At 40.8% G+C, this 14,360-nt stretch carries 8 protein-coding genes and 3 pseudogenes; 7 read left to right on the top strand and 4 right to left on the bottom strand.

Features of this window, described 5'->3' with window-relative positions; translation table 11 throughout:
- Nucleotides 1–4: 4 nt before the first annotated feature.
- Both WDV74_RS16655 and WDV74_RS16650 read left to right on the top strand, forming a co-directional pair.
- Nucleotides 5–364, top strand: a pseudogene (locus WDV74_RS16655) (recombinase family protein); the annotation flags it as partial.
- 120 nt (nucleotides 365–484) lie between these two features.
- Nucleotides 485–829: a helix-turn-helix domain-containing protein gene (locus WDV74_RS16650; RefSeq protein WP_338885734.1), complete on the top strand. Its 345-nt coding sequence runs from the start codon at nucleotides 485–487 to the stop codon at nucleotides 827–829.
- A 172-nt stretch (nucleotides 830–1,001) separates the two neighbouring features.
- Here WDV74_RS16650 and WDV74_RS16645 read toward each other — a convergent pair whose 3' ends face one another.
- Nucleotides 1,002–2,426, bottom strand: a complete 1,425-nt coding sequence (locus WDV74_RS16645) for an MFS transporter (RefSeq protein WP_338885733.1) — start codon at nucleotides 2,424–2,426, stop codon at nucleotides 1,002–1,004.
- Between the two features lie 284 nt (nucleotides 2,427–2,710).
- A pseudogene (locus tag WDV74_RS16640) lies at nucleotides 2,711–3,091 on the bottom strand (plasmid pRiA4b ORF-3 family protein); the annotation flags it as partial.
- A 344-nt stretch (nucleotides 3,092–3,435) separates the two neighbouring features.
- Here WDV74_RS16640 and WDV74_RS16635 point away from each other — a divergent pair.
- On the top strand, nucleotides 3,436–4,920 hold the full coding sequence (locus tag WDV74_RS16635) for a long-chain fatty acid--CoA ligase (RefSeq protein ID WP_338885732.1): 1,485 nt from the start codon (nucleotides 3,436–3,438) through the stop codon (nucleotides 4,918–4,920).
- 38 nt (nucleotides 4,921–4,958) lie between these two features.
- Complete coding sequence (locus WDV74_RS16630) at nucleotides 4,959–5,849, top strand: GNAT family N-acetyltransferase (protein WP_338885731.1); 891 nt, start codon at nucleotides 4,959–4,961, stop codon at nucleotides 5,847–5,849.
- 97 nt (nucleotides 5,850–5,946) lie between these two features.
- On the opposite strand, the gene WDV74_RS16625 is transcribed toward WDV74_RS16630, so the two are convergent.
- Nucleotides 5,947–7,077 carry a thioester reductase domain-containing protein gene (locus tag WDV74_RS16625; RefSeq protein WP_338885730.1) on the bottom strand — a complete coding sequence of 377 codons (1,131 nt, stop codon included), beginning with the start codon at nucleotides 7,075–7,077 and terminating at the stop codon, nucleotides 5,947–5,949.
- Nucleotides 7,078–7,491: 414 nt separating this feature from the next.
- On the opposite strand from WDV74_RS16625, the gene WDV74_RS16620 reads away from it, so the two are divergent.
- Together WDV74_RS16620 and WDV74_RS16615 are read left to right on the top strand one after the other, a co-directional pair.
- The gene (locus WDV74_RS16620) at nucleotides 7,492–8,616 is read left to right on the top strand and encodes an efflux RND transporter periplasmic adaptor subunit (RefSeq protein ID WP_338885833.1); all 1,125 of its coding nucleotides are present in this window, start codon (nucleotides 7,492–7,494) and stop codon (nucleotides 8,614–8,616) included.
- A gap of 13 nt (nucleotides 8,617–8,629) precedes the next feature.
- A complete protein-coding gene (locus tag WDV74_RS16615) occupies nucleotides 8,630–11,722 on the top strand; it encodes a MexW/MexI family multidrug efflux RND transporter permease subunit (RefSeq protein WP_338885729.1) in 3,093 nt (1,030 codons plus the stop codon).
- Between the two features lie 82 nt (nucleotides 11,723–11,804).
- Here WDV74_RS16615 and WDV74_RS16610 read toward each other — a convergent pair whose 3' ends face one another.
- Nucleotides 11,805–12,791: a methyltransferase gene (locus WDV74_RS16610; protein WP_338885728.1), complete on the bottom strand. Its 987-nt coding sequence runs from the start codon at nucleotides 12,789–12,791 to the stop codon at nucleotides 11,805–11,807.
- 209 nt (nucleotides 12,792–13,000) lie between these two features.
- Here WDV74_RS16610 and WDV74_RS16605 point away from each other — a divergent pair.
- Nucleotides 13,001–13,412 (top strand): annotated as a pseudogene (locus tag WDV74_RS16605) (IS5/IS1182 family transposase); the annotation flags it as partial.
- Nucleotides 13,413–14,360 lie beyond the last annotated feature (948 nt).

The following is a 14,360-nucleotide window of genomic DNA, read 5'->3' as shown; positions in this document are numbered from 1 at the left end:
TAACGGTCGCGGTATTGGTCTCAAGGTGTTGACTGGACACGGTGCGGCTATTGATACCACAACAGCCGCCGGCAAACTGGTTTTTGGTATTTTCGCAGCGTTGGCTGAGTTTGAACGTGAACTGATCTCAGAGCGTACTCTGGCTGGTTTAGCATCAGCACGGGCACGTGGCAGGAAAGGTGGACGACCATTCAAGATGACTACGGCGAAATTGCGTTTGGCTATGGCCGCTATGGGACAACTGGAAACTAAGGTGAACGAACTCTGTAAGGAGCTTAATATTACCTGGCAGACATTGTACCGACACGTGTCGCCGAAGGGGGAATTACGCCCTGATGGGTTGAAACTGCTTTCACGCCCATGACGGTAGAATCTTCAATAACCCCATAGGTTACACACTGACTAAGGGTTATTGTGTACTTTGCAAACCATTTGTTTGATAATTCGTGTACCTTCGAATTAAATCAGGGAAAAACAGCAAAAAATGAAACACCATCCGGAGCGTAACCAAATACGGCTTGAACATGTACTTACTGCATTAGGCAACCCAATGCGAATGACAGTTGTTCGTGTCCTCGCCGACGGAAAAGAGCATACCTGTGGCTCCATACTTCAAGGTGTATCCAAATCTACGCTAACCCATCATTGGCGGGTCCTTCGTGATAGTGGTGTGATTTGGCAAAAACCTTCTGGCAGAGAAAATTTGTTATCTCTTCGCACAGAGGATCTCAATATCCGTTTCCCTGGACTGCTTGACTCCTTTATTACAGCTACACAAGAAGATGAACTGACGGGGTTGACTATTAAGCAGTACAATCCTGATGCCTGATAGGACAAGTGATTTTTTCTGCCGCTATACTTGCTTGGCTACATAGGGTTGTTTCGCAGTCGGTTTCAATTTACCACTGATTTAAATCATTCCATACTATTACAATCCCGCTATTCTAGCGCAGCATAACCTCTCCGGCCATTATTGACCGGAGAAAGGATTATTTTTCTATTCATTCAGAAATGGGAATAATCCGTGCTTTTCTTCCCGGTAAGGTACATGCCATGAGTAACGCGAGTACCATACCGACCGCAGCATACAGGAATGCATATCCTGTACTGACTGCCAGCAAGACGATTTCACTTTCTGGTGCATCATTCTGTGCCACACCTGTAGCCAATGCAATGAGAACAGCAAGACCGATGGCATTCCCAACATTAAGTGTTGTTGATGCCATACCTGAGGCGATTCCTTGTTCACTATGATCAACACCTGTTGCAGCAGCAATCCACATGGCTGTCCAGACAATTCCCTGGCCCAAACCTGAAATAACCAAACCAACCAAAATAGATTTATAAGAAGCCGAGACTGATGCGCCGGGCAGCATTAATAATGTTCCCACAATACCAATAATACAGCCGGTAATAATGGCATTTTTCGTTCCGATAGAATTCGCAAAGCGTGCACCAGCCTGAGTACCTATAAAAATGCATGCGGAGGGAATAATAAACGCAAGGCCGGTCTCAAGTGCGTTGTAATGCATCACGTTCTGGAACAGGACTGTTTCGAAATAGGGTAAAGCGCCAAATGTCCCCATATAAATGAAAGTGACGGTAACGCCAGCAACCAGATTTTTATTGCGGAAAAGACGTAACGGCATCAACGGATCACGGGATTTTGACTCGATGATGATGAACATGATGAAACTGACCAGAGCCAGGAGTAACGCAGATTTAATAACAGGCGCTCCCCAACCATATTCAGGCCCCTGCACAAGCGAAAAAACCAGAAGCGTGGACGCAGCAGTGACCGTTAATGCTCCGGGGAGATCAAAATTGCGCTTCTCATGCCTGGTTGGATCAGCAGGAATAACGATGAAAGCGGCAATGATAGCGATACCGGCCAGCAGAACATTCACATAAAATACGGATGACCAGCCCAAATAATTTGTCAGAAGACCGCCGGCCAGTGAACCGAGTGTTAACCCACTCGCGCCAGCCCCTCCCCATGCAGCCAATGCCCGGTTTCGCTCAGGACCTTCACGGAACAATCGGTTGATGAGTGAAAGAGTGGCAGGGAAAAGAAAAGCACCGCCTATTCCCTGTACAGCTCTGGCGGTAATAATGACCTCTGGACGCCAGGCCAGTCCTCCAATTAGGGAAGAAATAGCATAGAGCCATAAAGCACCAATAAACATGCGCCGCTGGCCGAGTAAGTCTGCTGCCCGGCCACCAAAAAGCATGAAGCCCCCACAAAAAACGGTATAAGCACTGACAACCCACTGAAGCGTCTGGCCAGAAAAACCCAACCCTTTTCCTATTTCAGGAAGGGCAACAAAAACAATATTGATATCTAAAGAAATTATTAGTTGAGCAAATGCCAGTAAGGCCAAACTTACCCCAAGCCGATACTGATGATCACCTTGAAACCTAGACATAAAACCTCTTATAGTTTAATTGTTCGAGTACATACGTACTATAAAACTATAGGCATTTTATATAGCTCGTTGCAAGATTTATTTATGGTCGTTTCAGAAAACAGCAACACCATCATTTTCTGTGCTGGCTCAGCATTGACCTTCATTCATTATTAAAGAAGTGTGGGATAACAAAGATAAAGTTCAAGTTGTCAGCAAATATTCTTACCAGTACGACGCACCACGGCTTGTCATATAAACCGAGTCATCGATTGAGTGCAGTCGACTTCTGAAAATGACAATAACGTCGCCCCGGGAATTCGGTTTCCGGCCAGACAAAAAGGAGACGTTAGATTAGAATTTTCGAGAACCGTTTCAATACGGATATCATGCAGCCAATGCTCGAAAAAGTTGTATTCGTAGGTAAAGCGGTCACCGGCATCAAATTCAAAATCATCCAGTATAATTTTGTAGGGATTATCCGGAAAACCAATCCCACCAGAATAGGAAATACCATAATTTTTGCCATAAATACGGAATTGATGCAGGTGATCATCCTGCCATCCTTGCGCGATCTGAATGATATAGTGAAAAGCCGCTAAAGAAGTCCTGCCTGACAGTCTGAATCGATGCCAGATCATAGGACTGATCCCCCGAAGGGCCACTTTCACGATATAGCTTTTCATGGCGAGCTACCTGAAAAAATAGGTTTAATTGCTCATTCTATCGCCGATTGAACAGAGTGCCCCACGGTTTTTTATGCTCTCGAAGAGGTAAACTGCCACTAGGATACTCGAGTGAGTAACATTTAAAATGGTCATCATAGACTCCACAATGATTGACTTTAAGTATATCACATCACTATCATTCAATTTTTAAATTGAATTTTTGTTAATGAGTACATAAATAAACCTAACGTTAAAATGAATGGTATATCCGCATGAGGACATATCGGTTTTACAGGCGGTAATTTGAAATTATTTTAGTATAAATTATCTTATAAACCTATTAATAAATGTAAGGAACATTTATGGGAATTCGTGAACATTTTAAGCGATTACTCTATGAAACACCGGACGATGCTAATGCAATTGAATATCTTCAATCTTGGTGGACATGGAAAAAAATACGCACCATTGCAAATAGGCTTGATGAGTTATTACAGAAAACAGGAGTGACAAAATTTGAAAGAGTTGGTGTTATTCTGGAAAATCGTCCTGAACATATTGCAATTCTTTTGAAACTTTTGGAAAACAAACAGACAATAGTTGTATTAAACCCATTAAAACCGATACAAAAATTATTGGAGGATATCAAGCAATTAAATTTAAGAGTGATTGTAGGTGGAACGATATTATTTAAAGATAAAATGTTACTTAAAGAAATACTGACAAACACTGTAATTTTTGAATTAAATCATAGCGGAGAAATTCATTCTATTGGAAGACAATTACACACAAATTATGTGAGTACTTCTGATATTGCCATTGAAATGTTAACGTCAGGTACAACTGGAATCCCCAAACAAATAAAATTAAGCTATCAAAAAATAGAAAACTCTCTTATAGCAAGTGGGCAAACACCCAAGAACAACCAATTGTTAATTGATTCAGTCTCATTAGTGTCAATGCCAATTTTTCACATCTCTGGTTTATGGGGAATATTAAGTGCTCTGTATACCGGAAGAAAAATAGTATTAATGCCAAAATTTGAATTAGAACCTTGGGTTGAAGCCATTGAGCGCCATAAAATACGAGCAACATTTCTTGTACCTGCCGCTTTACATGATTTACAAAGCGCCAATATTGATCCGGCTAAGATTAATTCATTAAAGATAATTACCTCTGGCTCAACCTATTGCCCTACTAAATTAATTGATCAGATTCTGCTTCTTTACGGAATACGAGTATTAATGTCTTATGGCGCAACTGAATTTGCAGGTGCTGTTGCTGGCTGGAATTACGAATTACATAGGGAATGGTGGAGCTTAAAATCAGGTAGTGCAGGTAAAGCATATCCCGGTATCAACCTTCGGATTACCAACGAATTTGGTCACGAACTTCCCATTGGACAAGCCGGTTTTTTAGAAATTTGCCAGGAAGGAAAGTTGTCAGAGAATAAGTGCCGATGGAGCCGAACCAGTGATTTAGCGAAGATTGATGATGATGGGTTTCTTTGGATATTAGGGCGAGCCGATAACATAATTATACGAGGTGGATTTAAAATACAGCCTGAGAAAATAAAGAATTTACTGGAAACTCATCCTTGGGTTAACGAGGCCGCGGTAGCAGGCGTTCCAGATGTTAGGCTTAATACTATCCCTGTCGCTGTTATAGAGACAAATTCAAATCAATACTCAAAAGTCAATGAGTTAGTTAGATTGTGCCATAAAGAATTATTACCTTATGAAATACCGAAACATATTATTACCATAGATAAATTACCTAAAACAGCAGCAGGAAAAATAAATCACACTGAGCTTTTAACGTTTATTGATCGTTTCTTAAATAATTAAGTTATAGTTGAAAATAGTTATTAAAGGAATACTAAATAATGAACTCATCAGAGAAAAAAACAATCTTTATAAATAAACTAAATGATTTTAAAGTTAAAAAAGCCACACTCCAGGATTGGGAGTGTGTCGTTCAGTGGGGAAATAGAGAAGGTTGGAATATTGGTTACCATGATGCAGACTGTATGTATTCAGTGGATAATGACGGACTTTTCATTGGGTGGATTGGTAATCAGGCTGTTGCTGCTGTTTCTCTCATCAACCATTCCGAACAGTATGCAATATGGGGAAACTATTTAGTTAATAGTGAGTTTAGGGGAAAAGGATATGGAAAAGCGGTATGTAAGGTTGCGAGATCCCATGCAGGTAATCGAGATATAGGTTCAAACGCAATGCCTCACATGGTCTCTAATTATGAAAAATCAGGGTTAAAGCCTACTTATAATATCATTCATTATACGGGAGAACTAAAAAAAATAGCATCAGAAAATATAAAAGAAATATCTATCATTAAACCTCATCATATTGACACTATTATAAAATATGATGGCCTGTTTTTTCCGACATTACGGCAAAAATTTCTAAATAGTTGGTTATTTTCCTCTGGACATACCTCATATTTAAAAATGGTTAATGGAGACATTTTGGGTTATGGTGTGATCCGGCCTTTACCCGATGGTTTCCGTATTGGGCCATTAGTCGCAAGAACGCCAACTGACGCAGAGGAGTTATTTAACGCTTTGACTTCAAACCTACCGGAAAATACAAAAGTCTCCATTTTTTTACCTGAATATGTACATGGATCATTTTTTTCTTTTTTAAGAAAAAGAGAATTATTTGAACAATTTCATGTCGTTTATATGCACAAAGGTAATTTTAAATTGAATATACCCAATGACATATATGGTATTGCTAATTTAGACTTAGGGTAATTTTGTAAGCTAGCCGTCATTTTTCAAGTTGCCATCAATAATACGAGGAGAGATAATTTTCTCCTCGAAGCAGGAAGGGAAAATACGCTTCGCTAAATCAAATTGATATAGGTAAAAAACCTTTCTTTTGCAAATAAACCAAATAAGTATCAAGTAAATCATAACGTAATTTTGGCAATGTCATATCAATCATTTCCGTCGCTTCTTTTGTTTTTTTATGGTGGAATTTATCTATTTCCTGCCAGAGAATTAATAATTTCTCATAGGAATCTTCTACGCCATAGAGTGGAAAAAAACGATAAAGAGCATTATCTTTATCACTGGCGAGTAATTTTTGTTGCCATTGATAATATTCCATTAATTCTATATTAAATCCACGGCTATTTAACCAAGTTATAATATCATTCCAATTTATCAAGCCTTCGTAGTTAAATAAATTAAGGACATTACCAGTTTCAATGGTATATTTAGTTAATGCCATAATGGATACGGTATAATCGATAGGGGTAAAATTCATAAGACCCGGAAAAATGGGGGCACAACCTAACTGAATACAACTTTTCATGAAAAGCATAAATTGATTATTAGAAAATGGTGCCTCTCCTGTTTTACTGTGCCCTGAAATATAACCCAAACGAAATATATTCGCTTTACCCCCTTTTTTTACGAAGTTTTCCAACAGGCGTTCAGCTTCCCATTTGGAAATTAAGTATCCCATTTCAGAATTAAGCATAGTGTTTCCGGGAAAATCCTCCAAAATATTCCCGTATTCATCCATTTTAGAGGCAGCTGAAAGCGTAGAGGCATAATTTATCACTTTCTTTTTGCCTGTGTTAGCCATATTAATCATGTCATTGACACTATCAACATTAGGTGCTTTCAGTGCGTCATAGGGCTGCACATGATTCACTCGTGCGGCTATGTGATAAATAACATCTACTTCATTGCATAATTCTTGAAAATCTGAATGGTTAATTCCACACTGGGGTAAAGTAATATCACCTTCAATAATTTTAATGTTTTTTGCGGATTTTAGGTGGTGAACACTTCCTACAGAAAATTTTTTATAGGCGTCTTCTATACGAGATAATTTGTTTTTATCATCAATCGCTCTGCATAATAAAAAAATTGTTCCAATGTCTTTTTTTTGCAAAAAAACATCCAAAAGATGTACGCCAACAAAACCGGTTGCACCCGTTAATAATACATTATATTTTGTTTTTATCATATTAATCACCTATATAAAATATTTATAATTGAAATTATTTTTCGATGACAATTTATTATATATAAATGAAAAATTGTTTATTGAATTTAAATTTGTGTCAATGCATGTTTTTTGACAAAAAGTGCATAAAAAAAGCTGCAAAACAAATAATAGATGTCTTATAGATATAGCTATAATAGAATAGATAATTAATTCATAAAACTATTTCAGTTAATTCTAATGATAGGATCAAATGCCATTGACTTAACTTAACATTCAATATAATAATTTATTGTTGAGGGTTGGGTGATTTGAGGTCGTTATTACCATGTGTATACCCATCACTTTTCAAGATGCAGCGTGCAAGACGACGCGGGGAGTGATAACACGCATCTCGAAGTTGAATTGGTATATGACTAAGAATTGAGAGAGATGATGAATAAGGCAATCGTTGTTGGTCTGGGAATAGTTTTATTGGCGCTAATCGGGTTCTTCGTTTACGTCCTGCAGGGTTCTACCCGGAATAATTCAGGAAATATTGACTACCCTCCGGTAAAAGTGGCTCTAGCAGAAGTAAAAGAAATCACTTTAGCGAAATCATTACATGGCATTGGAGAACTTGAAGCCGAACGACAAGTCCATCTGGCGGCAGAAACCAGTGGCAGAGTCGTCAGAATTGAATTTGAATCGGGTCAATATGTAGAAAAAGGGCAATTATTAGTGCAAATCAACGATACGGTTGAACGGGCGGATCTTGCCCGCCTACAGGCGCAATGGAAAAATGCGGAACGATTATATCAACGCACCCAAAAATTATTTGCCAGCAAAATGGTTGCCGCCGCTGAACTAGACAATACGCTAGCACAACGCGACATGGCACTGGCATCTATTCGCCAGAAAGAAGCCGTTATTGCCCAGAAAGTCATCCGAGCACCTTTTTCAGGTGTGATGGGAATAAGACAGATACACGAGGGGCAATACCTGAATGCCGGCGATGCGATTGCTAATCTGGTGGATGCCAAAAACCTGAAACTCAATTTTTCTCTGAATGAACAGACAAGCCCGGAATTACATGTCGGGCAGTCCGTCAACCTACAGGTTGATGCGTATCCGAACCAAAATTTCCCTGCCACCGTCAATGCGATAGATCCATTAATTGGCAATTCCCGTACAGTGCAGGTACAGGCACACCTGAATAATGCTGATGGAAAACTGAAAGCGGGCATGTATGCCAGCTTTCAGGTTATACGCAAAAATAATCAGCCAGTGCTAGTCATCCCGGAAACTGCCGTCACCTATACCGCTTATGGCGCTACCGTTTTTGTCACTCAGGAGACAAATCAGGAAGACAAACCGGTCACTCCGCAAGGAATGACCGTAAAACGGGTTTCGGTTGACGTTGGGCAGCGTTGGGATGGCCTGGTTGAAATCAAAAAAGGGTTGTCCCAGGGGGAACAGGTTGTCACATCAGGACAAATGAAATTAACGGATGGAACAGCAGTTGTTGCCATTGCCGCCGATACGCTGAAGACAGCGGAATTAGCGGCTACGGGTTCTTGATGGAGGCGGAAAAATGACTTTTACCGATCTTTTCGTTCGCCGCCCGGTACTCTCATTGGTGGTGAGCACATTGATTCTGTTATTGGGCGTGTTTGCCCTGAGCAAACTTAACATCCGGCAGTATCCACAACTGGAAAGCTCAACCATCACCATCACAACGACCTATCCGGGAGCATCCGCCGATCTGATGCAAGGGTTTGTCACCCAACCGATTGCACAAGCCGTTTCTTCTGTCGAAGGGGTGGATTATCTCTCTTCGTCTTCGGTACAGGGCAGAAGTGTTGTTACTGTTCGTATGGAATTGAACCGCAATTCAACCCAAGCCTTGGCTCAAGTGATGGCAAAGGTCAATCAGGTCAGATACAAATTACCGAAAGAGGCTTATGACCCTGTTATTGAACTGTCATCGGGAGAATCCACGGCCGTGGCTTACGTCGGATTTTCCACTGATACGCTGTCGGCATCGGCGCTGACCGATTACCTCTCCCGCGTGGTTGAACCCATGTATTCATCGATTGAGGGTGTTTCAAAAATCGAAATTTTTGGCGGGCAGAAACTCTCCATGCGTCTGTGGCTGGATGTGGATAAGCTGGCTGGGCGTGGATTGACGGCTGCCGATGTTGCCGCCGCTGTCAGACAGAATAACTATCAGGCGGCACCGGGTAAAGTCAAAGGGGAGTATGTTATTTCAAATATCCATGTGAATACTGATCTGACTAGTATCGAGGATTTTCGTGATCTCGTTATTCGCAATGATGGTAATTCATTAGTCCGTCTGAAAGATGTTGCCACTGTGGAGTTAGGTTCTGCCACAACAGACAGCAGCGGTATATACAATGATAAAATGGCGGTGTATCTGGCGCTATTTTCCACCCCAACTGGAAACCCGCTAGTGATTGTTGATGGCATCAACAAGCTGTTTCCTGATATCCGGAAAACTCTTCCACCCGGTGTGGAAGTAGGGTTGTCATTTGATACTGCTCGTTTTATTAATGCTTCAATTAAAGAAGTCGTACATACCTTACTGGAAGCATTAATCATTGTAATTACCGTGATTTTCTTCTGTTTAGGTTCATTACGTAGCGTACTGATCCCAATTGTCGCCATTCCTTTATCGATGTTGGGTGCAGCAGGACTCATGCTGGCCTTTGGTTTTAGCATTAATTTATTGACGCTATTGGCAATGGTGTTAGCTATCGGACTGGTGGTGGATGATGCCATTGTCGTTGTTGAAAACATTCATCGCCATATTGAAGAAGGGAAACCACCAGTTATTGCCGCGTTAATCGGTGCAAGGGAAGTGGCAGGACCGGTCATTGCGATGACGATTACACTGGCTGCTGTTTATGCACCGATTGGCTTAATGTCAGGGCTGACGGGAGCACTGTTTAAAGAATTTGCGCTGACATTAGCCGGTTCCGTTATCGTGTCTGGTGTGGTGGCGTTAACGTTATCCCCAGTGATGAGTTCTTTTTTACTTCAGTCTCAACAGAATGAAGGGCGAATTGCTCGGGCAGCTGAGTTTTTTTTCGAAAAATTGGCGCATTATTATTCTCTTGTACTCAATGTTTCATTGCGTTACCGTTGGGTTATGGGTGGGTTTGTCTTACTAGTTGTGATCAGTTTGCCTTTGCTGTATCAACATGCCCGGCAGGAGTTGGCTCCCTCGGAAGACCAAGCCGTGGTGCTGGCCGCCATCAAATCCCCGCAATATGCTAATTTGGATTATGCAGAACTTTTTGCTCATAAACTGAGCGGCATCTTCAGCGAAATCCCGGAGGCGGTCGAAACATGGATTGTCAATGGTACTGATGGGCCTTCGGCCAGTTTTGGTGGAGTGAATTTATCGGCATGGGATGAACGTAAGCGCTCAGCGGCAGAGATTCAGGCGCAATTGCAAAGTGAGGTCAATGATGTGGAAGGAAGCAGTGTCTTTATCTTCCAGCTCCCCCCATTGCCAGGTTCTACGGGAGGCTTGCCGATTCAGATGGTACTTCGCAGCATCGAAGACTACCCGGCGCTATATCGGACGATGGAAGAGATCAAACAACGTGCGCGGGAAAGTGGGCTGTTTATTGTTGTGGACAGCGATCTGGATTACAACAATCCTGTGGTACAGGTGCAGATTGATCGTGCCAAAGCCAATAGTCTGGGGATAAGGATGCAAGATATTGGTGAATCTCTCGCAGTGTTGGTCGGGGAAAATTACATCAACCGATTTAGTATGCAAGGCCGCTCTTATGATGTTATTCCGCAAAGCATCGGTCGTCAGCGATTAACGCCGGAAGCGTTATCTCACCATTATGTCAGGACGGAAGACCAAAAAATGATCCCGCTTTCGACCGTCGTTTCCGTTTCGACAAGAGTCGAACCCAACAAACTGACCCAATTTAACCAACAGAATGCGGCTATTTTTCAGGCTATTCCCGCCCCTGGGATCACATTAGGGCAAGCAGTGGATTTTCTTGAGGGTATTGCGGATGATCTGCCGGCAGGTTACAGCCATGACTGGCAATCAGACTCCCGCCAATATAAGCAGGAAGGGAACGCATTGGCTCTGACGTTTATGGCCGCATTGGTTATCATCTATCTGGTATTGGCAGCGCAATATGAAAGCCTAGTTGACCCGTTGATTATCCTTATCACCGTACCACTTTCAATTTGTGGTGCCCTGATACCGTTGGCGATGGGTTATATCACCCTGAATATTTATACCCAGATTGGTCTAGTGACATTAATCGGGCTTATCAGTAAACACGGTATCCTGATGGTGGAGTTTGCCAATAAATTGCAGGAAAGTGAGGGCTTGGATAAACGTTCTGCCATCGTACAAGCGGCTAAAATTCGCCTTCGTCCGGTATTGATGACAACGGCAGCGATGGTGATTGGTTTGATCCCATTGCTATTTGCAAGTGGCGCCGGTGCCAACAGTCGTTTTGGTATTGGGCTTGTGATCGTCACCGGAATGTTGGTGGGAACGTTTTTCACGTTGTTTGTGTTGCCAACGGTATACATGTTCTTGGCGAAAAATCACACGGCAGCGGCGATAACACTAAGAAAACAGCAATTGAATAAAGCAGATGACATACTGAACTCAACACATTAACCTGCTTTCAATATCTCTACCGTCTCTAAGTTGCAAGTATCTCCCCGCTCTGCGGGGAGATATTCATATATCTTGATCTTATTTATAATTTGGGTTGTTTCTTCATTTCAATAATACACTCCCTACTGCCGGTTAGAGAAAGTTCCAAGTCTTGTATATTGGTGATCATCAGGCCAGCTTGTTCTGCGATCGATTGAAATTCTGACTGATATCGTGCTTTACCTGACAGCATGATATCCATATATAAATCAAATGATGCAGCATTTGGAATATTGGGTTCTTTAACCATCTCAATAACATATAAAACGGAATTTTCATTCATTGCATCATGGCAATTTTTCAGAATATTAATTGCACGATTATCCGGCCAATTATGCAAAACGTTTTTTAAACAATAGGCGTCATATCCAGATGGAATAGTGGAAAAGAAATCTCCATTGATAAATGTAATTCCTTCTGACTCATTTCTAGTGAAATCATATTGATCCATGACATGGCATTGAATATCAGGGTAGTGCATTTTTATATTCTTTGCCAAAGAGCCTAATCCTCCGCCTATGTCAATGATTGAAGAAATATTATTTAAAGAGATAAAGTTAATAATATGCTTACTCATTACCTCAGACATTTTTGCCATCAAATTATCAAAGTCCATTTTGTGGGAATGGTTTTCCTCGTGATTGAGATAACTATAAAGGGGTTCATGATGATAAAGTTCAAAAGCAGATTTGCTGTTTGTGTCAGTTAAAGATGAGCTGTATTGTGACCAAGCATTCCAGACTGCTGGATTTAGCTCGAATTTTATATGCGTTGTTTTAAAACTGTTTGGATTACTGAGTGATAAGCATGGTTCAGTCAGGTAAAACTTATTCTCTTTTTTTTCTAGCACTTTGAGGGATTGCATATAGTTACATAGACGTTCGATTTTATCTTGTGGAATATTGCATAATTGGGATAGTTCTTTCACTGTCCTTCCTGCTTGGTTATTTAAGTATAAAGGTGCTTTGCTTTCTACAAAAGCAAATAGTGCTGCCGATTTACGATAAGCTACCGTTAGTTCAAATAACATTATTTATTTTCCTTATTCAAATTTTAAATAGAGTTGAGAAATATTTTTACCAATAATTTTATTTTTTGAATTCACTAATATTAAGAAATTCAATTTCGGCCTAGTGGTTGTTAACATTTTGCGAGGGATTATTAGACAGCATGATAATTTGGTATAATACCTTCATCAAAAACAACTAACCCTTATCATCATGCTGTGAACTATGTTGTTTGACGCTGGAAGGCATTCTTTATCAAATGCGAGCAAACATCCCCTGGCGCGGCTTACCCCCAGAATTTGGCAAATGGAACAGTGTCTGCCTGGTCACAAAAAAGTATTTTACAGATTATTTTCAATTGGTTATGTTCGTTTTCTGATAAGGGATGGTTGTTTATTGATGGCAGTATTGTTCGTGCTCACCAACATAGTGCAGAAGCCGCATCAAACAATGATGAAGTGATTGGTAAAAGTTATGGTGGACATTCGACAAAAATCTATTTAATTGTCGATAGCTATGATTTATCTGTTAATTTTAAATTGTCAGGAGAACAAGTGAATGACAGTGTCCATGAATAAAGTTTAATCGATAATTTGCCACTTTCAGATTTTGTGATCATAGATAAAGGATATGATAATCAGTCTATTAGTCATGATGGTCATAATACGTAAGGGTTTATCGGTGGGCCAGTCTTGCGGTATTTCACTGCTGATCACGCGATCAGCGTATAGGCTATTGTTTAGGTGGGCAAAAAGGTTGCTGTATTATAGTCTATGAAGACAGTCAATAAACAGTCTAGCGGGATAACAGATAGCAAGACTGGAGAGTGATAGAGCCGATCACGCCAAGATAGTCACCTGTAGTGAAAATGACTCCTTCTTAATAAGGATTTTTTTCGATAATTTTCCTTTGCTAAGAACACTTTTTTAAACCTTACTTTTTCAAAGAATCCTTTTAATAAATAGAACAAAATTTGTAATAATGAGAGATATCCCTCCACTATTTTGTCGGGTATTACAACGAAATCCGGCCCCCATCTCCATCGCTTTAATGGGGAAATTTTTCCTACTGAATACGAAAGGCTGTGGGAAGGGACTTGAAATGTGTCCGAAAGTTCTTGACCCACCGGTAGTGCAAGCATGAATTGAACGACTTATGACCATATATCCGGCGTCATTACAATTAGGCGGTTAAGCTGGGTATCAAGCCCGGTGAGAGTAAAATTAAGTGCATGCTGAAAAGTAATAACATTAATATCTATGCGGATCCGGTATAAGCGTGCGCAGAGAGGGTGATTTCCATATTCGTTGAGTCAGCTTAAGAACTATCATATAACACTCAACGGCGATCGAGGTAATTTTAAAGCGAGAAGAAAACACGTCGGCAAGGGCAGGATGGACTCTGAACGGGCTGCCATCTCGTATGATGGCATTTTGAAATTGGGAAAATTTACTTGGTATTGCAACCTGTTTTCCGACCCACTGAGCCATGACAAACCGGATAAGAATTTTTACAAACGCTTCAAAGGATGGCTTACGTAACTGATTGTAAAACGGTCGGTAACTGACCTGCTGCTGTAGACGATGTAATGA

Source organism: Xenorhabdus sp. TH1, from assembly GCF_037260955.1.
Lineage (GTDB): Bacteria > Pseudomonadota > Gammaproteobacteria > Enterobacterales > Enterobacteriaceae > Xenorhabdus > Xenorhabdus griffiniae.
This window is presented reverse-complemented; position numbering and strand designations above follow the sequence as displayed.

Excerpts from the sequence above, each read along its gene's own strand:
- WDV74_RS16650 (WP_338885734.1), top strand. The coding sequence starts at position 485 with ATGAAACACCATCCGGAGCGTAACCAAATACGGCTTGAACATGTACTT.
- WDV74_RS16645 (WP_338885733.1), bottom strand. The coding sequence starts at position 2,426 with ATGTCTAGGTTTCAAGGTGATCATCAGTATCGGCTTGGGGTAAGTTTG.
- WDV74_RS16635 (WP_338885732.1), top strand. The coding sequence starts at position 3,436 with ATGGGAATTCGTGAACATTTTAAGCGATTACTCTATGAAACACCGGAC.
- WDV74_RS16630 (WP_338885731.1), top strand. The coding sequence starts at position 4,959 with ATGAACTCATCAGAGAAAAAAACAATCTTTATAAATAAACTAAATGAT.
- WDV74_RS16625 (WP_338885730.1), bottom strand. The coding sequence starts at position 7,077 with ATGATAAAAACAAAATATAATGTATTATTAACGGGTGCAACCGGTTTT.
- WDV74_RS16620 (WP_338885833.1), top strand. The coding sequence starts at position 7,492 with ATGAATAAGGCAATCGTTGTTGGTCTGGGAATAGTTTTATTGGCGCTA.
- WDV74_RS16615 (WP_338885729.1), top strand. The coding sequence starts at position 8,630 with ATGACTTTTACCGATCTTTTCGTTCGCCGCCCGGTACTCTCATTGGTG.
- WDV74_RS16610 (WP_338885728.1), bottom strand. The coding sequence starts at position 12,791 with ATGTTATTTGAACTAACGGTAGCTTATCGTAAATCGGCAGCACTATTT.